23 protein-coding genes are annotated in these 21,140 nt (G+C 44.2%); 3 read left to right on the top strand and 20 right to left on the bottom strand.

Going from position 1 to position 21,140, the window contains the following annotated elements; all coding sequences use genetic code 11:
* Positions 1-5 precede the first annotated feature (5 nt).
* From GKG41_RS20020 to ulaG, 13 genes are all read right to left on the bottom strand, one after another.
* Positions 6-1,823: an ABC-F family ATP-binding cassette domain-containing protein gene (locus GKG41_RS20020; protein ID WP_154261604.1), complete on the bottom strand. Its 1,818-nt coding sequence runs from the start codon at positions 1,821-1,823 to the stop codon at positions 6-8.
* A 4-nt stretch (positions 1,824-1,827) separates the two neighbouring features.
* Complete coding sequence (locus GKG41_RS20025) at positions 1,828-2,976, bottom strand: DHHA1 domain-containing protein (protein ID WP_154261605.1); 1,149 nt, start codon at positions 2,974-2,976, stop codon at positions 1,828-1,830.
* The gene (locus GKG41_RS20030) at positions 2,973-4,508 is read right to left on the bottom strand and encodes a DUF4173 domain-containing protein (RefSeq protein ID WP_154261606.1); all 1,536 of its coding nucleotides are present in this window, start codon (positions 4,506-4,508) and stop codon (positions 2,973-2,975) included. The genes GKG41_RS20025 and GKG41_RS20030 overlap by 4 nt, the downstream gene beginning before the upstream one ends.
* Before the next feature lie 12 nt (positions 4,509-4,520).
* Positions 4,521-4,742 (bottom strand): helix-turn-helix transcriptional regulator, encoded by a 222-nt coding sequence (locus GKG41_RS20035; protein ID WP_154261607.1) that lies wholly within the window; start codon positions 4,740-4,742, stop codon positions 4,521-4,523.
* A 10-nt stretch (positions 4,743-4,752) separates the two neighbouring features.
* Entirely contained in the window at positions 4,753-5,202 is a 450-nt protein-coding gene (locus GKG41_RS20040) for a DUF2975 domain-containing protein (protein ID WP_154261608.1), read from the bottom strand.
* 156 nt (positions 5,203-5,358) lie between these two features.
* Positions 5,359-6,228 carry an L-ribulose-5-phosphate 3-epimerase gene (locus tag GKG41_RS20045; RefSeq protein WP_154261609.1) on the bottom strand — a complete coding sequence of 290 codons (870 nt, stop codon included), beginning with the start codon at positions 6,226-6,228 and terminating at the stop codon, positions 5,359-5,361.
* Between the two features lie 12 nt (positions 6,229-6,240).
* A complete protein-coding gene (locus tag GKG41_RS20050) occupies positions 6,241-7,287 on the bottom strand; it encodes a hypothetical protein (protein WP_154261610.1) in 1,047 nt (348 codons plus the stop codon).
* Between the two features lie 4 nt (positions 7,288-7,291).
* Entirely contained in the window at positions 7,292-8,776 is a 1,485-nt protein-coding gene (locus tag GKG41_RS20055; RefSeq protein ID WP_154261611.1) for an FGGY-family carbohydrate kinase, read from the bottom strand.
* A 13-nt stretch (positions 8,777-8,789) separates the two neighbouring features.
* The gene (locus tag GKG41_RS20060) at positions 8,790-10,073 is read right to left on the bottom strand and encodes a hypothetical protein (protein ID WP_154261612.1); all 1,284 of its coding nucleotides are present in this window, start codon (positions 10,071-10,073) and stop codon (positions 8,790-8,792) included.
* A gap of 12 nt (positions 10,074-10,085) precedes the next feature.
* Positions 10,086-11,414, bottom strand: coding sequence for a TRAP transporter large permease (locus GKG41_RS20065; RefSeq protein WP_154261613.1), 1,329 nt, complete (start codon positions 11,412-11,414; stop codon positions 10,086-10,088).
* Positions 11,411-11,932: a TRAP transporter small permease gene (locus GKG41_RS20070; RefSeq protein WP_154261614.1), complete on the bottom strand. Its 522-nt coding sequence runs from the start codon at positions 11,930-11,932 to the stop codon at positions 11,411-11,413. Before GKG41_RS20070 ends, GKG41_RS20065 begins: the two co-directional genes overlap by 4 nt.
* 28 nt (positions 11,933-11,960) lie before the next feature.
* A complete protein-coding gene (locus tag GKG41_RS20075; RefSeq protein WP_154261615.1) occupies positions 11,961-13,067 on the bottom strand; it encodes a C4-dicarboxylate TRAP transporter substrate-binding protein in 1,107 nt (368 codons plus the stop codon).
* A 112-nt stretch (positions 13,068-13,179) separates the two neighbouring features.
* Positions 13,180-14,244 (bottom strand): L-ascorbate 6-phosphate lactonase, encoded by a 1,065-nt coding sequence (gene ulaG / locus GKG41_RS20080; RefSeq protein WP_154261616.1) that lies wholly within the window; start codon positions 14,242-14,244, stop codon positions 13,180-13,182.
* 269 nt (positions 14,245-14,513) lie between these two features.
* On the opposite strand from ulaG, the gene GKG41_RS20085 reads away from it, so the two are divergent.
* Entirely contained in the window at positions 14,514-15,296 is a 783-nt protein-coding gene (locus GKG41_RS20085) for a DeoR/GlpR family DNA-binding transcription regulator (protein ID WP_154261617.1), read from the top strand.
* A gap of 293 nt (positions 15,297-15,589) precedes the next feature.
* Here GKG41_RS20085 and GKG41_RS20090 read toward each other — a convergent pair whose 3' ends face one another.
* The gene (locus GKG41_RS20090) at positions 15,590-16,636 is read right to left on the bottom strand and encodes a hypothetical protein (RefSeq protein ID WP_154261618.1); all 1,047 of its coding nucleotides are present in this window, start codon (positions 16,634-16,636) and stop codon (positions 15,590-15,592) included.
* A 183-nt stretch (positions 16,637-16,819) separates the two neighbouring features.
* Here GKG41_RS20090 and GKG41_RS20095 point away from each other — a divergent pair, with 183 nt between their 5' ends.
* Together GKG41_RS20095 and GKG41_RS20100 are read left to right on the top strand one after the other, a co-directional pair.
* Complete coding sequence (locus tag GKG41_RS20095; RefSeq protein WP_154261619.1) at positions 16,820-17,092, top strand: GNAT family N-acetyltransferase; 273 nt, start codon at positions 16,820-16,822, stop codon at positions 17,090-17,092.
* A gap of 38 nt (positions 17,093-17,130) precedes the next feature.
* Positions 17,131-17,274, top strand: coding sequence for a hypothetical protein (locus GKG41_RS20100; RefSeq protein WP_154261620.1), 144 nt, complete (start codon positions 17,131-17,133; stop codon positions 17,272-17,274).
* Positions 17,275-17,340: 66 nt separating this feature from the next.
* On the opposite strand, the gene GKG41_RS20105 is transcribed toward GKG41_RS20100, so the two are convergent.
* The 6 genes from GKG41_RS20105 to GKG41_RS20125 all read right to left on the bottom strand — a co-directional run bounded on the left by GKG41_RS20105 (position 17,341) and on the right by GKG41_RS20125 (position 21,068).
* Positions 17,341-17,583 carry a hypothetical protein gene (locus GKG41_RS20105; RefSeq protein WP_154261621.1) on the bottom strand — a complete coding sequence of 81 codons (243 nt, stop codon included), beginning with the start codon at positions 17,581-17,583 and terminating at the stop codon, positions 17,341-17,343.
* 210 nt (positions 17,584-17,793) lie between these two features.
* Positions 17,794-17,943, bottom strand: a complete 150-nt coding sequence (locus tag GKG41_RS23220) for a hypothetical protein (protein ID WP_173015671.1) — start codon at positions 17,941-17,943, stop codon at positions 17,794-17,796.
* Positions 17,944-18,175: 232 nt separating this feature from the next.
* Positions 18,176-18,478: a hypothetical protein gene (locus GKG41_RS20110; protein WP_154261622.1), complete on the bottom strand. Its 303-nt coding sequence runs from the start codon at positions 18,476-18,478 to the stop codon at positions 18,176-18,178.
* Positions 18,479-18,639: 161 nt separating this feature from the next.
* Positions 18,640-18,921: a phage holin family protein gene (locus GKG41_RS20115; RefSeq protein ID WP_154261623.1), complete on the bottom strand. Its 282-nt coding sequence runs from the start codon at positions 18,919-18,921 to the stop codon at positions 18,640-18,642.
* Positions 18,922-18,986: 65 nt separating this feature from the next.
* Positions 18,987-20,180 (bottom strand): amidohydrolase family protein, encoded by a 1,194-nt coding sequence (locus tag GKG41_RS20120; RefSeq protein ID WP_154261624.1) that lies wholly within the window; start codon positions 20,178-20,180, stop codon positions 18,987-18,989.
* Positions 20,181-20,279: 99 nt separating this feature from the next.
* On the bottom strand, positions 20,280-21,068 hold the full coding sequence (locus GKG41_RS20125) for a S8 family serine peptidase (RefSeq protein ID WP_154261625.1): 789 nt from the start codon (positions 21,066-21,068) through the stop codon (positions 20,280-20,282).
* Positions 21,069-21,140: the final 72 nt, after the last annotated feature.

A 21,140-nucleotide genomic window follows, 5' to 3' on the forward strand; every position in this document is an offset into this window, starting at 1 on the left:
GGGTTTCAAATTTTTCCTGCCTTTTGTTCCTCTATTTTTTCTGCCAGATCATTCAGATATACCCAGCGTTCCATTTTTTCTTCCAGCTCTTTTTCTGTCCTATCCTTTTCCTCTGACAGTTGGAACAGCTTTGCCGAATTCGTGGCATTGGCAGACATATCCTCATCTAAAGATACAATTTTTTCTTCCAGAGCCTCAATGTCATCGTCTATCGTTTCAAATTCCTTCTGTTCTTTAAAGGAGAATTTCAGCTTCACAGGCATGTTCTGTTTCCACTCTTTTCCCGGGGCTTTCTTCTTCTCACCGGTGTTCTTTCTGACGGAATCATCCTCCGCCGTCTGCCGGTACTGTCTGGACTCCAGATAATCTGTATAGCCTCCCTCATACTGCTGCAGGCGACCGTCTCCCTCAAAGGCAAAGATACGATCCACAACATTATCCAGAAAATATCTGTCATGGGATACCGTAATCACAATCCCGGAAAAAGAATCCAGATAGTCCTCCAGAATTGTCAGTGTGGGAATATCCAGGTTGTTGGTAGGTTCATCCATGAGAAGAACATTAGCTCCCCCTGCCAGTATGCTGAGCAGATACAGCCTTCTCTTTTCTCCTCCTGAAAGCTTTCCTATAGGAGTGTACTGCATGGATGCGTCAAAGAGAAAGCGCTCCAGAAGCTGTGACGCGCTGATTCTTCCATCCTTTGTGGGAATATATTCCGCGATATCTCTTACATAGTCGATGACTCTCTGTCCCGGATCCATATCCACTTCTTCCTGAGCAAAATAGCCGATTTTAACTGTCTCTCCAACCTCTATGTCTCCTTCGTCCGGTTCAAGGACGCCTGCCAGCAAATTCATAAGTGTGGATTTGCCACAGCCATTTGGACCTATAATTCCCAGGCGCTGATTCTTCAGCACAATATAGTCAAAATCGTGAATAATCCGCCTCCCCCCATACTGCTTGCTCACATGGTGAAGTTCGATAGTCTTCTTCCCCATTCTCGTCTCCGCGGAATCCATCTCCACGGTCTGATCTCTGCACGGACCCGTTCCGTTTTTCAATGCTTCCAAACGCTCCAGCCGTGCCCTCTGTTTTGTGCTTCTGGCTCTGCAGCCTCTCTTGGCCCATTCCAGCTCCATGCGCAGAATGCTCTGGCGTTTTCTCTCCGAAGCCAGCTCCATCTCTTCTCTCTGGGCTTTCATTTCCAAAAATTCTGTATAATTAGCCGTATAGCTGTACAGATTTCCGTGGCTGATTTCCACAATCTTATTTGTAACCCTATCCAAAAAGTATCTGTCATGGGTAACCATAACCACAACACCTTTAAACTTCATCAGATACTCCTCAAGCCACAAGACCATCTCATTATCCAGATGGTTTGTGGGCTCATCCAGGATTAGAATATCTCCGGGGTCTACCAAGGTTCTGGCAAGCGCCACCCTTTTTTTCTGTCCCCCCGAAAGTTGGCAGATTCCTGTCTCATGCTCTGTAATTCCCAGCTTGTTTAATATATTCCTGGCCTCGCTGTCTCTGCTCCACTCATTTTGCCGGATCTGTTCTATGACATAGGACAGAATTGTAGAATCCCTGGGAAACTCCGGATTTTGAGGCAGATAGGAAGTCCTCAGGCCGTTCTGGGCAACGATCTGCCCCTGGTCCGGTTCTTCCAGTCCGGCGATCATTTTCAATAGCGTTGTCTTTCCCGTCCCATTGATCCCTATAATACCTATTTTATCCCCCTCGTGAATTCCGTAGGAGACATCATCAAAGATAACCTTATCCCCAAAGATTTTGCTTACATGCTCTATATTTAATACATTCATATTTTCACCTGCTGATATAATTTTCTATGGCTGTCCGGCTTCCCCGTACATATCCTTGTACCATCTCCGGCTTTCCCCCGCCTTTTCCATGAAAGACAAGATTAAACTCCTTCGCAAATTCTCTCACATCCTGTGTCCGGCTTCCAAGAATATACTGGTATCCGCTTTCATCATCCCCCGCAAAAACTCCGCAGATACCGGTACATTTTTCTGCTCCTGCATTCACAAAGTTTCTCATTGCAATGGTATCCAGCCCCGGCTGGAACAGACAGACCGTCTTCTGTCCCATTGGAATCTGCTCCAGTTTCTGGATAAGAAGCTGTTCCTGGAGACCGGCAATGCGCTCCTTTTTTTCCTGGAGCTCGGCCAGAAGCCTTTTTACTGCAATTGCCACTTCCTCAGGCTTTGCAGACAACAAAGCGGAGATTTCTGCAACATTCTTTTCCTTCAGATTATAGTCTTCCAACGCCCTCAGGCCGCACAGCATACTGACCCTTGTTCCTCCTTTATATCTGGCGGATCCAGTCAGTTTGATGCTGCCGATCTCTCCGGTAAGGCTGACATGGGGTGCACAGCAGGCGCACACATCATACCCAGGGATCGTTATCAACCGTATCTGTCCCTCTATCTCTATCTTACTCCTATATTCCAGCTGTGCAAGTACTTCCTTTTCCGGATACGATACCTGTACCTGCAGATTAGCCGCAACTGCCCGGTTGGCTTCCAGCTCCACACGCCGCAGCTCCTCCTCGTTGAGAGGTCCGCTGAAATCCATGGTAACTGGCCCGTCCCCAAGATGGAACCCAACATTGTGATACCCGAAAAAGCGGTGAACCAGCCCTGACACAATATGTTCCCCCGAATGATGCTGCATCCTGGAAAACCGCTTTTCAAAATCTATGGCCCCCTGTATTGCAGAGCCTGGCTCCAGAGGGCCGCGTGTGTAGTGAAAGATACGGTCACCGGTCTCCTGGGTATCCCATACTTCGATCCCCTCCAGGCTTCCGGTATCCCCTTTCTGCCCTCCTCCTTCCGGGAAAAAAGCCGTACGGTCAAGTTCAACCTTCCATCCTTCTTCTATTGCTTCACAGGATATCACTTCTGCTGTAAATTTCTGCAGGTGACTGTCCCTGTCAAATAATCGTTCTGTCATTCATATCCTCCGGTCTGCTGTTCTGCAGCTGCATTTTGGGCCAGTACCTTGCCTAGGTTCCATTTTCTAACAGGCAAATCCCTATATTGCAGGTATATCCTGTCATGATAGCTGGCCAGTTCCTGACTGATATATTCCCAGTCCTGCACTTTCCATTGTCTTTTGGAAATCCGGGCAATCTCCGGGGCTGCATCGTCGGATAATGCCTGAGTCATATAGACAATGTCACGGTAAGACAATTCCTCCATATGGCTGATATTATATCTGGCAATCCATGCATCCGGTCTGGCCAGGGCAAATCCAAGATACCCCACCGCACCTACGGTAACAACAAATTTAAAGTAGTTTATTTTATTATGATAAATGCTGGCAATTGCTCCTGTCAACCATATTGTCAATACTCCTAAAAACCATAGTACCAATATCCGGAGAAATGTCAAATGATACTGCCTGATATACAGGACCATCCTGTATGCGGAAGAGCAGATAAGAATATACGTACAGCCGGAAACAACCGTCAGACATACTTTCAGAATCCGATTTTCCCTGACGTGTTCTACACATAGGGTAACAATGGCCAGATTCAAAAGACTTACAAACAAAAGCTCAAAAAACCCCTGCCTTGCATACTCTGAATACGTCATTCCTTCAGGAAGCCGGAAAATCCCCCCGGCAAATAAGTACATAACCTGAATTCCGCAGAATAACAAATAGATACCTGTAAGAGCACCTGTAACGATAATCGCAGTCACCGGCTCAGCCCTTTTCTCCGCCTGTCTATTCTTTTGCTTTTTTACAATATTCACAGCAAAAAAGCTGTACATGAACACAAAAGCCGCAAACGCCATGAGAAAAGCTCCTAAAAATCTGGTTGGAATAAATATATTCCGGAACAGTGCGCCGAACAGATGGGAAAATATCTCATCTGCTCTTGCAAGAAGCAGCAATACCAGTAAGGATACAGGCACAGCAATTCCGACTCCCATATAAATATATTTTCTGCCTGGATTCTCTTTCTTTCTATGCTCTTCCCGATAAGCTTTATAATGGGCAAAGGGATAATAGCATCCTCCCAAAATATGAATGCATTTCCAAAGAAAATGCCCTGCATAATCTTCAATGCTCCTATTTTCATTTCCATAGATCTGCTCTGTCATAAAAAGAAGTAAGAGCAAAAAGGCTCCCGCTTTATGAAAGGTTCTTAGCACCTCACTGGCAGTCAGACATACCCCCGTACCCAGCAGCACTGCCAGGAGTACATAGATCCAGGTGCTCTTCCTAATCTTTCTTCCCATATGCTTCAGCCCCAGGATACAGAATCCGAACGTAGCTGCAACCATAAAAGGAAATGTAATTCCCGCAGGATTCTGATACATACAAACAGCATAAAAAACGCCGTACAGGAGAGCTGCAGCAGCGAAATACCGGTAATGCTCCTTCATGAATACGATTTCAGGTGCCTCTTCCCTCTGTTTTCCTATATCTGCGGGGAGGAATACCTCCTCCTGCACATCGGTCATCTCTATACTCATCTGATACCCTCCTTACTCTTTCTCACAATCCTCTTCCACATATTCCAGAATATCTCCCGGCTGGCAGTGCAGCGCCTTACAGATAGCCTCCAAGGTACTGAAACGGATAGCCTTTGCCTTATTATTCTTTAATATGGACAGATTTGCCATGGTAATATCCACTTCCTCCGCCAGTTCCTTCAGGCCCTTTTTTCTCTTAGCCATTACAACATCCAGATTAATAACAATTCCCATAAGGCACCTCCTAAATCGTCAGATCGTTTTCATTCTTGTAGTTCACCGCCTCATGAAATACCTGAGAGAGGACCAGGCTGAAAAGCCCTCCCACAAGAAATACCAATATAATAATCAGGGTAGCCGGAGTAATAATAAAAAACAAACGGCCCCCCATGACAACCGCCAAACCAAATGCCAGACAGCCCATAACCTTGAGGCTTTTGGTATTCTCCTCCACAAAACAATTTTTCCGGAGTACGGTTTTAAATATCTTTCTCAGCTGCCAGATAATGGCTACTGCCAGGATACCGGCCCCCCCATAGATAAAAAGCATCTGTGTATAGAACTCCTGAAACGAAGGATAGTAGCTCCCCAGCCACTTCATCCACCACGGGAGAGAAATACAGGTAATGATACCTCCATAAAACATAATATCCAATAATACCTTAGTAACAGAAGCCAGATGGTTTTGCTTCATAAGAATCGCCCCTTTCATTTTTGCGTTTGGTACGTACCGCTACTTTTTTATTTCATTTCACCATACACTATATCACCAGTAAGAATGAATTTCAATATATTTTTATTGTTTTTCGATAAATATTTGTTAAATATCAAAAAAGGACCAACCTCATGGTTAGTCCTCTCCTGCTGTTATGTAGGGGCACTTCATACTTTCTAATATAGTTCTCATACTATTGTTCACCTTCTCTAATTCCGCCTGCCAATCATCCTCTCCTTTGTACCAGAATTCTGTGACATATTTTCGGATTCCGATCTCCCATGCGGCTTCTATTATCTTTCTGAAGTCCACATGACCGCTCCCAAAGGGAACCTCCCGGAATTGGCCCGGCTTCGTTTCCTTTAGATGGAGTGAGGTTATATGTCCCCTACCAGACTGCAGGTCTTTTATCTCATCAAACCCCAGAGATACAGCGGCATTTTTTATATTTCCGGAATCCGGATAAATACCTAAATAGACAGACCCTATCTGCTCCACATAATACATGGCTTTCCATACTGTATTCATGAAATTATTCTCCATGGTTTCCAATTCAATTAATACCCCATATGCCGCAGCCATATGGGCTGCTCTCTGAAGGTTATCAGAGAAGCGCTTTTGTGTTTCAGACGTGGATTCCTCATAATAAACATCATACCCTGGGATCATAATAATGCGAATTCCAAGATCATCTGCCAGCTCAATAGCTTTTTCCAGAATTTCCATCCCTCTTTCCCGCAGCTTGGCATTACCGCTGCCCAGTGAATATTTTGTGAGGGCACTTACACACATTGAGCGGACAGGGATGCCCACTTCATACATGTTCTGAATTAATGACAGTCTTTCTTCTTTGGACATATAAATACGGTTTATTTTTTCCTCAGTACTGTCAATGCTTAACTCCACATAATCATAATGAGCGAATTTCGCTGCTTCCAGCTTCTCTTTCCAGCTTAATTCAGGGGGCATTGCTTTTTCATATAATCCAATTGTATAAGCCTTCATCTCTTCAACCCCTTATGCATTCAGATAATACATAGCCAACTCATCGATTTCCCGGTTTGCAGCTATCAGAATATCCCTGCCCTGTGTATGCCGATAGAGTACGTTGGCTGCGCCGCAGCCATGATCCAGTGTACAGGTCCGCAATTCCCCGTTGCCGTCGCTTATCAATGCCAGCAGGTCCATATCACCCTTTCTATGTCCGATAAATACTGCCGGGGTGCTGCCTATATAACCCTTCCCTGCAGCATGCAGAAATTCCAGTTTTTGAGGATGCTCATATATCTTCCGAAACCTTCCGTTCTTTTTTTTATAGACCTCCAGCTTATCCCCGTGAAAAGGAGAAAACAGGAACAGTTCCTCTTCCCCGCACTGGTCAATATCTGCAAAAAAAGCTTCACTTGCCGGTGTTTCCAACAGCCTCTCTATCCTCCACATATCTTTGTCTTCCGACGGAGGGGATACCTCATAGATTCCCTGATGACAGGCAATAATACCTTTCTCCTCCCCATTTCGGCAGATCTTGCAGTATCCGTGGTTCTTCAGCATACTGTCCTTTATAACCTGAAGTTTCAATGGATGGCCATTGTGACACTGGGACAAATCAAAGGGAAGTTCCGCTCCGTATACTTTTCCAGGCTCCGACCAGTCATCCTTATACTTATGACCCGATTTCAATGTACAGGCAATCAGATATTTCTTTCCCTGATTCCTTAGAATATCGAAACGATGCACAAACGGCAGCTTTGTAAGAGTCTGGATTTCCCAACCGCCTGTTTTCCTAGGAGAAGCTGTGATGATCGAGGCCTCACTGGAATCATTGGGGGAATAAAAGCGGCGGGTTGCGAGAAATTGTCCGCCGCTGTCCGGATTTTGTACCATCGTCATAACACCTCCCGGGCTATCCCAGACCACTTCCAGCATATTTCCTTCCATATCGTAAATGCGGCACTCTGCTTCTTTTTCTGATGCCGCCAGAAAGCATTCTTTTCCTTTGTAGAAGAAAGGTGCCAGCGCATAACATTTTTCTAATTTGCCTATCACTTTTTTCTCAATTCTCATCCGTTCATACCCTCCTGCTGCTTTCCATGCTTCTCATGTACTGAAAAAGAAGTTCCGTCCTGGTTTCTATTTCCTCATACAAAGCAGCTGCCTCCCGGTTCGGCTCATAAACCGTTCTGGTTTCCTCCCATTTCCCGGACTGAAAGGCTGATTTTACATCAGAGAAGACAGCAAGTGCCACCCCTGCCCCTATGTAGGCGCCAAATGCTGTTGCCTGAGGATTCTCCAACGAGACTACAGGGCAGTTATATACATCAGCCTGTATTTGATTATAAACTTCACTTTTTGTCATGCCTCCGGAAACGTAAATAGTTTCAAATGCCGCTCCGTCGCCTTTTAAAAGCTTAAGATTTTTCTTCGTCTCAACAGCAATCCCCTCTAACACTGCCCGTATTAATTCTCCCCGGCCTGTGTCCAGAGAAATTCCTGTAAAGGCAGCTCTGGCCTGTGGATTCCAGGCACGGGTCCCGCAGCCGCTGAAATGAGGAATGCAGGATACACCGCCGGAACCCGGAGGCACCTTTTCAATTAAAGTATTAATCCATTTATAATCTGGCTTACCCTGAGTTCCAGTTTCAGATAACAGCCTGCAAATCCAATCGAATCCTGCTGAGCCTGACAATGAATTGGCCTCCAGGATATATTTTCCAGGTATAGAGGCAGCATTGCATATGGATGTTAACTCATTTTCAGGTACTTCCTCTATAACAGTAACCGCAAAGGTTCCCGTTCCGCTGTTCACCACCGCTGTACTGTAGTCCCATGCTCCCGCTCCCACCGCGCTGCACTGCTGATCTCCTCCAGAGGTAATTACCGGTATGCCGTGGGGTATAGAGAATTGTTTTGCCGCTTCAATAGTAGTATACCCCACACGGCTGCCGGGCGGGGTCAGCTCGCATAGCTTACTGCTGTCAATTTCAAAGATCCTGCACAGTTCGTCATCCCATCTCAATGTATGAAGGTTCATCAAATGGCTCCTGCTCCCATACGTATAATCGGTTGCAAATCTGCCCGTCAAATGGTATATGATAAAATCAGCAACGGTTACCATCTTATAAGTTTTTCGGTATATGTCAGGATAATTTCTTTTTATCCAGGTAATTCTGCTGCCGCTGAACACGGTATTCAGATCTGCGCCCGTCTTCTTACGTATTATGGGATTAAATCCCTGCAGTTCCCGGCAGATGCCGGAGTTTCTGGTATCCTGCCACATAATACCGGGAAGAAGCGGAGTACCCGTCCGGTCTACTGCTATCACGGAAGAACGAAATGCTGTCACCGCGATCGCGTCTATTGCAAACTCTTCCTGTATCTGACGGCAGATTCTCTGCATGCCGTTCAGCCAGATAACAGGATCTTGCTCTACGATACCCTCTTTTTTATAAATGCAGGGTGTCTCACAGGCGATTTCCTTTACTACTGCTTTGCTCCCGCAGTACATTACCCCGCGCATACTGGTTGTCCCAATATCAAGAACTAATATATTCATATACCACCACCTGCTACCAGTATTTCTCCAATACCTCTCTTATTATTTGGACTCCTTGTCCCAGTTTGTGTCTGTCTCCGTACAAAGCGTATACATCCCTGGCAATAATCTCTGTCTCACAGCCCCTGGCAGCCAGCACACTTTTCTTTATATGTTCTCTGTAGTGTTCCGCATTCAACGGCGTATCCAATGCCAGATAGTTTGGGCTGGGCTTCTTTGAGTAGATAATCTTACTGCCCCTCAGATATTCCCCCATAAGCTCATCGTCTGCCCAGGGTGATACAGAAACCTTTCTGAGATTATCCAAAGTAGAAAGGTAATCTTTCCAGATTGGATTTGTAGGTTCACAGCACCCATAATAAACAAGTCCAAATTGTTCAGCCAGCCTTTTATAGTGAGGCCAGTAGAACGCCCCGTACATATCGGGAGAAATACTGAGAGTTTCCTGTGAATTCAGATTCACCCACAAGTCCTTCAGCTCGATCTCTCCGGTTTTAAGATACTGCCCGGATGGCAATTCTCCGGTAAATCCATAGCTGCCCGCTCCGGCGTAATCATTTCCATTATTCAGGCACAGAAGACCTTCCCTATTCATCCATTGAAATGTTTCCAGTACATCGTCCACCAGCATTCCATAAAGCTGCTGATACCTTTCGGGACAGTCGTAAGGCGCCAGCATCATACTCTCAAGCCCCATAAGATAAATTGCTTTTTTAGAAGGACTGACCATCCAGTTAACAGAAGGAGGCATCTTGATTTTTACAGGAAGAATATCTCCAAAAATCTCCTCCACCCTTTCTTTGTATCGATATGTATACTCTTTATCCGCTCTGCGGACAGTCTTTCCAATCTTACAGAAGCTTTCTTCCAGATTTTCCAGATGATGTATGGTTGTATATCCCACACTTTTCCCTCTGTTGTCAATCACTCTTTTTTCTTCCATATCCAGGTCAAAAGTTCGGATATCCATATCCCAGTATACGGTAAAATATCCTGGGATCACCTTATCGTCGTCCACCAGTGTGTGGTTCACCAGCTGTGTCAGCAGCTCCTTTTCAACTGCCCGCGCGAACTCTGTTTCACATTCCAGATCCAGATAATCGTCAATACAATATTTTATCTCCATGACCACCAAAGGATAATCTCCCCGGCAGCTGCCCTGACAACTATTATGCCTGTACCATCTCTCTTCCCGTTCCCTCATAACAGGAAGCTGGGATATCTCATACTGCTGTTTTGCCAGCTCTCTTAAGCGCATCCTGTCCTTTTCTGTTACCTTCAGAATTATTTTCTCCATTTTTCCTCCTCTTTAAAGTGCAATTAAAACAACCTTTGGAAATACGATGCAGATAATTAATACCGCTACCATCCCTGCAATATAAGGCATTGAGCCCTTAAAAATATCTATTACACTGATATCGTCTCCATCTGTTGAGCCGATGTCTCCCAGTGCTGACTTTACTGTAAATACGCTCATACCGAAGGGGGGCGATATAATACCGATTTGAATTGCAATAATGGATATTATGCCAAACCAGACCAAATCATATCCATAATTTGCTATAATAGGGCACATAATGGGCATACAAAGCAGGACAATGGAGGTGGAATCCAGTACGCATCCCAGCACAAGGAAGATAATCATAAACATAATAACAACTAATATCGGTGGCATACGCAGCGAAAGGATAAAGTCTTCCACAAGGTTAATGGCTCCCGATACAGCCAGGGCACGGGAATACATTTGTGCTGTAATCAACAAAAACATAACACTTCCCGTACTCACCCCCGCATTTCTCAAGACTTCTAAAAACCCTCTTGGAGTAAACTTCTTATTTGCTATTACCAGAAGCAAAGCACCGAATGCCGCTACACCGCCAGCTTCCGTGGGAGTAAAATACCCCATCCAGATTCCGCCCAGGCTAACAAGAATCAATAAAATCATGGGCCAGGGTTTTAGAATAATACTCATTCTTTCTTTTCGCCCCATAGTTTTAACGGCTTCGCCCATATTCGGCACAGTATCCGGTTTGATCTTTATGGTCAGCCAGATAGTAAACATAAATATCACAGTCGTAATAATTCCCGGAATTACTCCCGCAACGAACAGATGCCCTATGGAGGTACCTGATGCGGTTCCGTACAGTATCATAAGTACACTGGGGGGTATCAGCATTCCCAGTATGGAACTTCCGGCCACACTTCCCACGGAAAACTTCTTTTCATATCCATGCTTTCTCATCTGCGGCACTGCAATCTTGGTAAAAACTGCCGCTGAGGCTATGCTGACACCGGTGACAGCGGCAAAGATTGCGTTTGCAACTACGGTGGCATATCCCAGTGACCCTTTCAGCCTTCGAAAGAGCAGATGGCAGGAGTCGTACAGGCTTCCGCTGGCGCCTGAAAGGTTAGCCAGCAAACCCATTAAAATAAACAGTGGGGTGACCCCAAATATATAATCTTTCAGTGAATTATAGGCTGTGGATATTACCATATTGACAGCTACGTCATAGTTTCCCACGGCCAGAATCATACCCACAATGCTGCAGCTGAGCAGGCTCACCCCCAGATGAACCCCCATTGCAACCAGGATAATCAGCAATAAAAATGACAGTAACGTTATCTGCAGTGTGCTCATACTTTAACCTCCCGATTTTTTCCCGCAATTTTAAATATTGTGTCGAGAATATGAATTACATACTCAATCAGCAGTGTTACATATCCAATGAATATGGCGAGTTTCGTCGGCCACGTAGGAATTCTAAGAGCGCCTTCTCCCTCAAACTCTCCACTGGAAACTGCTGCAAGGAATACATCCAGTGCCGGGTGGATCAGAATTACAAAAATACAGAATCCTATCAAATATGAAAAAAGGTCCAGAAAAAGTTTTGCTTTGTCATTTGCCTTGTCGTAAATAATGGTCGTTCTCACATGCTTTCCCACTGCCAGACAGTAAGCAAACTGCATAAATGCGATCGCTACGATAGAGTTTGCCACTATTTCTGCCGTTCCCTGAAAAGAATAGTTGAAAAAGGTTCTGGCAATTACATCAAACGTTATTACACACATTAATACCGCAATAAGCATTGCCCCTGCCGAGCTGTAGTAAGACAAGAATGTCTCATAACCTGATTTAATTTTCATAAATACTTTCAAAATACAGACCTCCGATTTGTCCAGAACGTTATTGCAGCTCCCAGTCGATTACCATATCATAACCGTTTTTGCCTAATTCTTCCCAATATGCTTTATATATTTCTATTGTCTGATAGCCGGCCTCGTTGAATTCATCCACTGCAGACTGGACAACATTAGGTATTACCTCCACCCATCTTTCTTTTTCTGCATCACTCAACTGGATAATCGTCGCACCAGCTTCCTTTAATCCTTCCAAATCACTGGCGTATTTTTCCGCTGTGAGTTTCGCTTCTGCTTCCGTATAGCCGGCTCCTGTCTCCAGTATGACATCCTTTAAGTCTTCGGGAAGGCCATTGAGAGTGTCATTGTTAACCGTTAGGGAACCCGCCATCTTAGAGCCAAAATCTGTTAGAATTACATAGGGTGCAACCTCATATAACTTCATTCCATAAGCGGAACCCAGGGGACAAATCATCGCGTCATACACTCCGGTCTGCATGCTTGTATATCCATCGTTTAAGCTGGACTGCACTGCCGTGGCACCAGTATTCTCCAGCCAGTACAGATAGCTGGCGCCGCCGCCGATTTTCATTCCCTTCAGGTCTTCTACAGACTCAATTGGCTTTGTAGAATAGATACAGTAATTATCTGTCACTCCAATTCCCAGGGAGGTCTGGTTGTATTTCTGGAATGCGTTTGTAAACTCATCCGGGTATTTATCGAACAGGCCTGCTGCAGCTTTGCTTACCACTTCAGGATCCGGACAGGTAAAAGGAACTCTAAAATCAATGTTATGGATTTTCAGAGTTGACGGCTCAAATCCATAATTTACATAAGTAAAGTCCAAGATTCCTCCTTCTACTGCCTCCAGAGCTTCTCCTAATTTTGCCACTGATCCGCCGTAAGATTTTACCCATTCAATTTCGTAGCCGAGGCTCTTTGCTTTCTCTGTTACCGTAGGTACAAAATATTCTTCCATTGCCGTAGTCCAGGTAATGTTCTCCACTACATGTCCAGCCCCGATTCGAAAGGTAAACTTTTCAGACGAACTGTTTTCTTTGGTCTCACTCTTCCCTCCGCACCCTGCTAAAACACCGCTGCACAGTATAATACCTGCTGTAAGTAAAGCAATACTTTTTCTTCTATTCTTCATAATATAATCCTTTCTTTCATTAAGTATACCCAGGGTGTCTTCCCTGCCTAATACCTCTCATGCCCGGCAGTAATATTCCCTTAGGGTGATTGATTCAGCATCTTCTCCATAATTATAAAATTGAACAAAAAGGTGTATTGGGTTCTCTTTCAAAGCAGTCCTGAAATCCTCTGTCATGATGATATTCTGTTTTCTCTGCATCCTGAGGATAGATATACCTCCCTCCCACTTCCCAGAAAAAGGGATGAAACCTATAATTCAGACGTTCTTTTTTCATCCTGTACAGAACCCGTATTTCATTCAAATCCGCCATAAAATTTGTCCATACATCATAGTGCACCGGTATTACCACCTTACACTGCAGTGCTTCCGCCATCCGCAGAACATCAACCGATGTCATCTTATCCGCTATCCCAACCGGATTTTCACCAAAGGACGCCAGTGCCACGTCGATCTTATGTTCCTTTCCATGTTTTGCAAAACAGATAGAATAGTGGCTGTCACCGCTGTGATATATATTTCCTCCCGGAGTCTTAATCAGATAATTCACCGCCTTTTGATCCATATCATCCGGACAGGTTCCTCTGATGTCCTCCACTCCGTCTGTAGTTACCAGGCACGTCCGGTCAAAAGATTCCAGAGCAAGAATCTCCAGATCTTTTATTTTTATTGTGTCTCCGGGTCTGACAGTAATACATCGCTCCTCGGGAACCCCCCATTTTATCCATAGCTCTACTGCCTTTTGGGGACCAATAAAAGGGATGGGTTCCTGAACATTCGAGAGAACTGCCCCTGCATAATTCACATCCATATGATCCTGATGGTAATGTGTTGCCAGTACAGCATCTACTTTTCTTACCGCAAATGGATCCAGTACAGCCACAGACGCTCTCAGGTTCGGCTGCAGTTTTCTCCCTCCGGACATATTCGCCATCTGATGACCCAAAGCCATTTCCTTCACCCGTTTTGTTCTCTTCCCTCTTCCGCACCATAGGTCAATGCTAATGTTACAGTCTCCAGGTGTTTTTATCCACACCCCGGTACATCCCATCCACCACATAGCTACACTGCCTTCCTCCACCTTCTGCTCCTCGATCTCCTCATTCAGCCATGTACCCCATTCGGGAAAAGTGTCCAATATCCACCTATCCCTTGTTACCTCTTCAATTCTGCTCATTTTCTCTCCTTCCTGGTTTATTAATTATTTTTTGTTCGTTTATTTGATGTTTTTATTGTACTATTAATCAATTTTAATGTCTATTGACTTATTTCCGATAATTTAATTCGTTTTTGTACACTTTTTACATCTTTTCATTCGTTTAAATCACTTTTCATTCATTTAATTTATGGTTTTCAAATTTTATATCGATATTTTATTGCATTTATCTTTCTATTGCTTTATAATCGAACTAATAAACCAAGTATTAAGAGTAAGGAGTGTTCAATATGAACCAATCCAAAAACGTGATTCAAGAAAGACAGAAACGGTTGTTTGATTATATTACAAAACACAATTCCATAAAAGTTTCCGATGCCAGCAGGATGCTCCAAGTTTCCGAACTGACTGTCCGCCGGGATTTGGCTGAATTAGAAAAAAAGAACCTGGTACAGAGATTTCACGGTGGGGCAGCACTGAATACCTCCACAGCGGATTATGATGTTGTAGTGGAAGAAAAAAAGATCCTGAACGAACATATTAAAAATTGCATTGGAAAAAAGGCTGCTTCACTTGTTCAGGATGGATCTACTGTATTCCTGAACTCAGGTTCCACAACCCTTGCTGTTATGAAATATCTTAACAGCAGATCCGTCCGCATAATGACCAATAATGCGCTTGCCCCCTCTTCTGTCTGGAGCGATAATGTAGAACTGATAATGACCGGAGGAGAGTGCCGCAGCCGCTCCAAATCTCTTGTTGGAAGCTATGCGCTTAATGTTGTAAACAGTATTTACGGGAATGCCTGTATCCTGGGAGTCAATGGAATCAGCAGTACTTGCGGCACTACCACCTCAGTTTACCAGGAGACCTCCATTAATGAGGCCATGGTTAAGCGCTGCAACGGACCCGTGATTATAGCGGCAGATGGATCCAAAGTTGGAAAGTCCTATAATTTCATCAGCATACCTATCCAGGATATAGATATTCTAATTACGGATCCCAGTGCAGATCCCGCTGAACTGGAGAAGATTGCGGGAAAAGGGATTAAGGTTATTACGGTTGATATCTAACCATTCTAACTTATTTTTAACCAAATATCTCAGGAAATAATTTCCTGAGTGTAGCATCCGAAGGGTTAAAAAAAGAGGCTGTCAGGAAATAGCACTTTTTAACGCCCCGACACCCCATTAGAATATCCCCGCAGGAATCAGGGCTTTCATGCCTTTTGATTGATTCCTGCGGGGATGTTCCTTTCACTCTTTTCTGTTGTTTCGCGTAGTTACAATTCTCATCCCAGCTTAATTCCGGGATCATTGCATTGTCATATCATCCATTTGTACCAGCTTTTATCTCTCCATCCCCCTTACGCATTCAGATAATACATGGCCAGTTCGTCGGCTTCCATGTTTGCAGCTATCAGAATATCCCTGCCCTGTGTATGCCGATAGAGTACGTTAGCCGCCCCGCAGCCATGGTCCAGTGTATAGGTCCTTAATCCCCCGTTGCCGTCGCTTATGAATGCCAACAGATCCATATCACCTCTTCTATGTCCGATAAACACTGCCGGGGTGTTACCAATATAACCCTTATCTGCCGCATGCAGTAATTTCAGTTTTTGAGGATGCTCATATATTTTCTGAAACCTTCCATCCCTTTTTTTATAAACCTCCAGCTTGTCCCCGTGAAAAGGAGAAACCAGGAACAGCTCTTCCTCCCCGCACTGATCAATATCTGTTAAAATGGCCTCACTTGCCGGTGTTTCCAGCAACATTTCTATCTCCCACAGATCTTTGCCCTCCCGTGGAGGGGATATCTCATAGACTCCCTGGTGGCAGGCAATAACCCCCTTTTCTACCCCATCTCGGCATATCTTGCAGTATCCATGGTTCTTCAGCATACTGTCTTTTATGACCTGAAACTTCAACGGATGGTCATCATGATACTGGGATAAGTCAGAGGGTAGTTCCGCTCCGTATACCTTTCCTGGCTCTGACCAGTCGTCCTTATACTTATGACCTGATTTCAATGTACAGGCAATCAGATATTTTTTTCCCTGATTCCTTAAAATATCGAAACGATGCACAAACGGCAGCTTTGCCAAAGTTTGGATTTCCCAGCCCCCTTTCTCCCTTGGAAAAGCTGTGACGATCGAGGCCTCACTGGAATCATTGGGGGAATAAAAGCGGTGGGTAGCGAGAAACTGTCCGCTGCTGTCCGGGATCGGAACCATCGTCATAACACCTCCCGGTCCATCCCAGACCACCTCCAGCATATTTCCTTCCATATCGTAAATGCGGCACTCTGCTTCTTTTGCGGATGCTGCCAGAAAGCATTCTTTTCCTTTATAGAAGAAAGGTGCCAGGGCATAACATTTTTCCAATTTACTTATCACTTTTTTCTCAATTCTCATCCGTGCATTCCCTCCTGCTTTTTTCTATGTTTCTCATGTATTATAAAAGAATTTCCGTCCTGGTTTCAATTTTCTATTGTACCTCCCTTGCGCTCTCCTTAAAAACCTGTTATAATCTACGCCGATACGAAGTCTGTTGTTACCATTTAAGCTTTATCAAGATACCCCAGGAGGAGAAATGTTATGAACTTTATTCACAACCCGAACCAAATCGCTTTATACGGGGACAGCCAAGAACTGCTGGCCGAAGTTACTTTTCCAAATCTAAACGCAACTACTGTAAATATCAACCATACCTTTGTAGATCCCTCCCTCCGTGGTCAGGGAATTGCCGGTAAGCTGCTCCTGGAAGCGGCAGAGGAAATCCGCACACAGGGGAAACTGGCCCTCCCCACTTGTTCCTATGCGGTTCAATGGTTCCGGGAACATGAGGAATATCAGGATATTTTGAAATAAACCTGCACATACTGTTCCTATCAGGAGGTATTAGTGCTATGGAAATAAAAAATAATCTGAATTCCCCTTTGGAAATGCCCCTTTCCTGTAAATCAGCCCTGGAACGTATTGAACGGGAAATACGGGAAGAGGACGAACGCCAGAAAGCAGCTGATAAAAGCAGCAAAAATTCCCATAAATAACTGACTACTGCTGTTGCCACGCAGAATAAAAGCGGAGAGGATGTCTCCGCTTTTTTATGTAGATTCCTATTCTTCTCTGCACTTCTTTGGAATCTTGCTGTTAGCTACCTGGAACCTGTATTCAGCAATCAAGTCATCCTGGTTAAACGTATCCTCCAGATTTCCATTCAAGTCTCTCAATACAAATTTGTCATCGCATTGATACGTCTTCAGTCCCTGTCTGTCGAACCATGTGTCCATTCTCTGGCCTAATTCCTTATCATCTAAAACGTCTTTTAACAAAACAGCTGTTTCTTTTTGCTCACCCATAATATGTACCTCCTTTTTATAGTTTTTGCTGCTTTTATTTTATAATATTATTTACTTTTTTTCAATATATATAGAAAATTATCTTTTATATTTTTTAATTTCAAGATTATTTATAGTTCTACTTTACTATTAAGTCTTAACTCATACTCAAAGCATTCGGTGGGCTTTTTTCCGCCCACCGACGCTGTGCACACTTGCCCCCCATTTGCCTCAGCTGTAGTTATGGTGGGAGGGTGCAATTCCCTCTTCTCTGACGTTATGTGTCTGATTTTGATTCTCTGGTTTTACTTTCTGAGTAATGCTGTTAAACTTCTCCAGGTTTTTTCTTCTGTTATTCTTTTCTGACTGTTTTTTATCCATGCTATCACCTCAGTAGTTAGGCTTGCCATTTTTACGAGTACTATACCGGCCAAGTATTGGTTCTTAAGAAACCGTTTACACTTTTTTAAATTTGTTCACAGATTCTTTAATTGGTCATCACAGAATCCTCACACTTATTGTGTATTATAATACTTGTAAAGAGGCCAACAACCTAACGCAAAACTTTTTCTTTTTCATAAGCCAGTACCCCATGGGTACTGGCTCTCCTTCATTATAGAGCGTCTGTTTCATTCACTCTGTTGAAATAAGTGAATTCTATCTGCTCCGCAGTAAATGCTGCTTTAGGATTATTCATTTGTTTTTTTACTTTTAAAAGAATACGTTTTAACAATTCAAAATACACTTCTCTGCTATGAAATTCTGAGGGGTTTCTCACACATACAATCTGAACACATTTTTCGTCCATCTTGCATCCAAGCATCTCCCCGCAAACCAATTTATGCTCGCATATCATAGCCGATATATAAACTCCGGTATTTTCATAAACCTCATCCGCAGCTATTCTCCAGAACATCTCAGCCTCCTGAGCTCCGAATGCCTGATCCTCTATACAGCTAAGTAAAATAATATATCTCTCCGTTACTGTCATCTGCGCCGACCCTTTTTAACTATTTTATGAAAAATCTTATCTATAGTTTACAGTTCTTGGATAAGACTTTCAAATCCGGGATTTTTTTATTCATTTTTAGCGGCCTGCTTTATAATCTGATTGATATAAGTACTTAGTCCTGCCACCAGTATTCCCTGGGTAAAGGTTGTAAAAACAGCCATTGCCAACTCCTTAGGGGAGGAACAGGAGCAATTAGAAAATACCCAGATTCCGCAAAGCAGAACACCCGTTCCACCCAACAGCAGGGGAATATATTTATCCTTCACAAAGCTTGCCTTTTTAAACCACATTCCAATAAAATACAGCACCAGAGATACCAGAACAAGCTCCGGTTTTATGTAGTTCATCACTTCTTCCACTTTGACTCCCTATATAATTCCTTTTGACATATTATAGAATAATCGGCAGACAATTATGAGAGATATTTTCCATTTTCGGCAATTAACACGCCTGCCTTGAATACCTGACGTTCCCTTGGTCCTGCAGCCACACATTCTGCAATATTATCAGCACGTACCAGAAGAAAGTCTGCACTGTTGTCCTCTGATATCCCATATCCCTCCAGCTGCAAAAGCTTCGCACCGTTCTCTGTACATATTTTCAGTGCCAGTTCCAGATCTTCATCTCTTCGGAACCCATTCCTCATGGCAATCAACTGAGCCCTTTCTATCATATCACCGGTACCATATGGACTCCACATATCCCTGACATTATCGTTTCCGCCGCACACATTCACTCCTGCGTTCAGAAGCTGTTTCACTGAAGGCACTGCAGGCACATATGCCTGCCCTCCAGTGGTAATCTGAATTCCTGCATCGGAAAGCAATTCTGTCAGAGCATTCGCCCGTCTCTCCTCCAGACTTCCCAGACAGAATGCATGACTTATAGTCACTCGTCCTTGAAGGCCGGAGGCTATGGTATGATCGGCTATAAGTTCCATAGTAAAGGCCCCCAATTCCCCTGGCTCATGAAGGTGAATATCGACTCCCTTATCAAAATGCTCTGCAAGAGAAAAAATGGCTCCTATACTCCCTTTTGGATCCCGGTCTACGGCAGCGGGATCTATTCCCCCAACCAGATCTGCTCCCAGCCTTAGAGCTTCCTCCATCAATTCTATGGTTCCGGGCCTACTCACCAGACCACTCTGAGGAAAGGCTACCAGCTCTGTATAAAAACAGTCCCGATACCTCTCCCTTGCTTCTAATACACCCTCCAGACAGCTCAAACCGTTTGCCGTATCTATATCCACATGACTTCTCATGGCCAAAGTGCCCATAGAAATGGATCTCTCAATAAGTTTCCCTGCCTGTATACAGGAATCCAATCCAACTTTCCTTCGGGATTCTCTCTCATTGGCAATGCGCTCAGAGAGAAGAGGGCCCAAATTATTATGGAACCACTTCATCCCCAGCATTGTCTTGTCCAAATGGGCATGGGCATCCACCAGAGGCGGAAGGAGCAGGCAGCCTGTACCGTCCATATGCTCCGCTGTCGAAGAATTCTCGAGTTTTCCTGTCTTTGCAATTGCAGCAAACTGTCCATTCCGCAGAAGTAAATCATAGCGTATGCCATCCGCCAAGGTTACATTATAAATTATCTTCTCCATTTCTTGTATCCGTCCTTTCCGTATTCTCTATATGACAATTATATCATTAGTTTTGAGTCTAGGCATTCCCGAAAATGCATAAGCTATTAGCCCTGGTACTTACACTAAAGTCAATAGTAGAAAAAGAGAATACAGATCTAATTTCCCATAGCCCCATATAGTATTTGGATAAACCTCTGCACTACTGCGGTCTGCCCCCCTCATAATTAAAGTGTTCACATCGTTACCAGTAATGGAGGTAAAATTCCCCTGAATAATAGCCCATTCAAACACAATTGCCACTGCGCCAGATGCATGTGCAGCTGCGGCGCCTGTTCCTGTCAGAGACAGATATCCATTATTAGGGGACGCACATGGTATTTCATAGCCCGGTGCCGCAATATCAGGTTTTACCAGTCCAAAACGAGTGTAGCCCCGGCTGGAGGTTATAAGTATGCTATCCGTGAACTGATTATAGGCACTTGTAGTTAAGGCATAGTAGGCATTCCCCGGAGATGTGATCGTTGTGTCCGGGGTTGACTCTATAAAAAAAGTGTCCTCTGAAATCAAGTCTCCGCCAGGAAGCCAGCTGTGAAAAGAAAATGGATTACTGTCAATATTTTTAAGGCGAACGCGCCAGATTCCCTCTGAGGCATTTCTTAACCGAATCAGGATTAACTGTGTCCCATTTTCCTCTTCAATTAATACATTATTGACCCAGACATATGTTGAACTTAGTATAAAATCATATGCGACACATCCCTTAAACGAGGGGTACACAATAGGCATAGTTTCCCCATTAGGGGCTGTTATCTGAACAGAGAGCCTGGCCCGAAGATCCGGCCATATTTCAAAAGCAAATGAGGGGTCATTTCTGGAGACTCTCAGTTCAAACTCCTTGGAATGCATTCTGCGGAGCCCAGCGGACTCTGATGCGTTTCAGAGCGGACGCTATGCGGATCATAACGGACGCCCCAAAAC

This window comes from Lactonifactor sp. BIOML-A5 (assembly GCF_009677585.1).
GTDB lineage: Bacteria > Bacillota > Clostridia > Lachnospirales > Lachnospiraceae > Lactonifactor.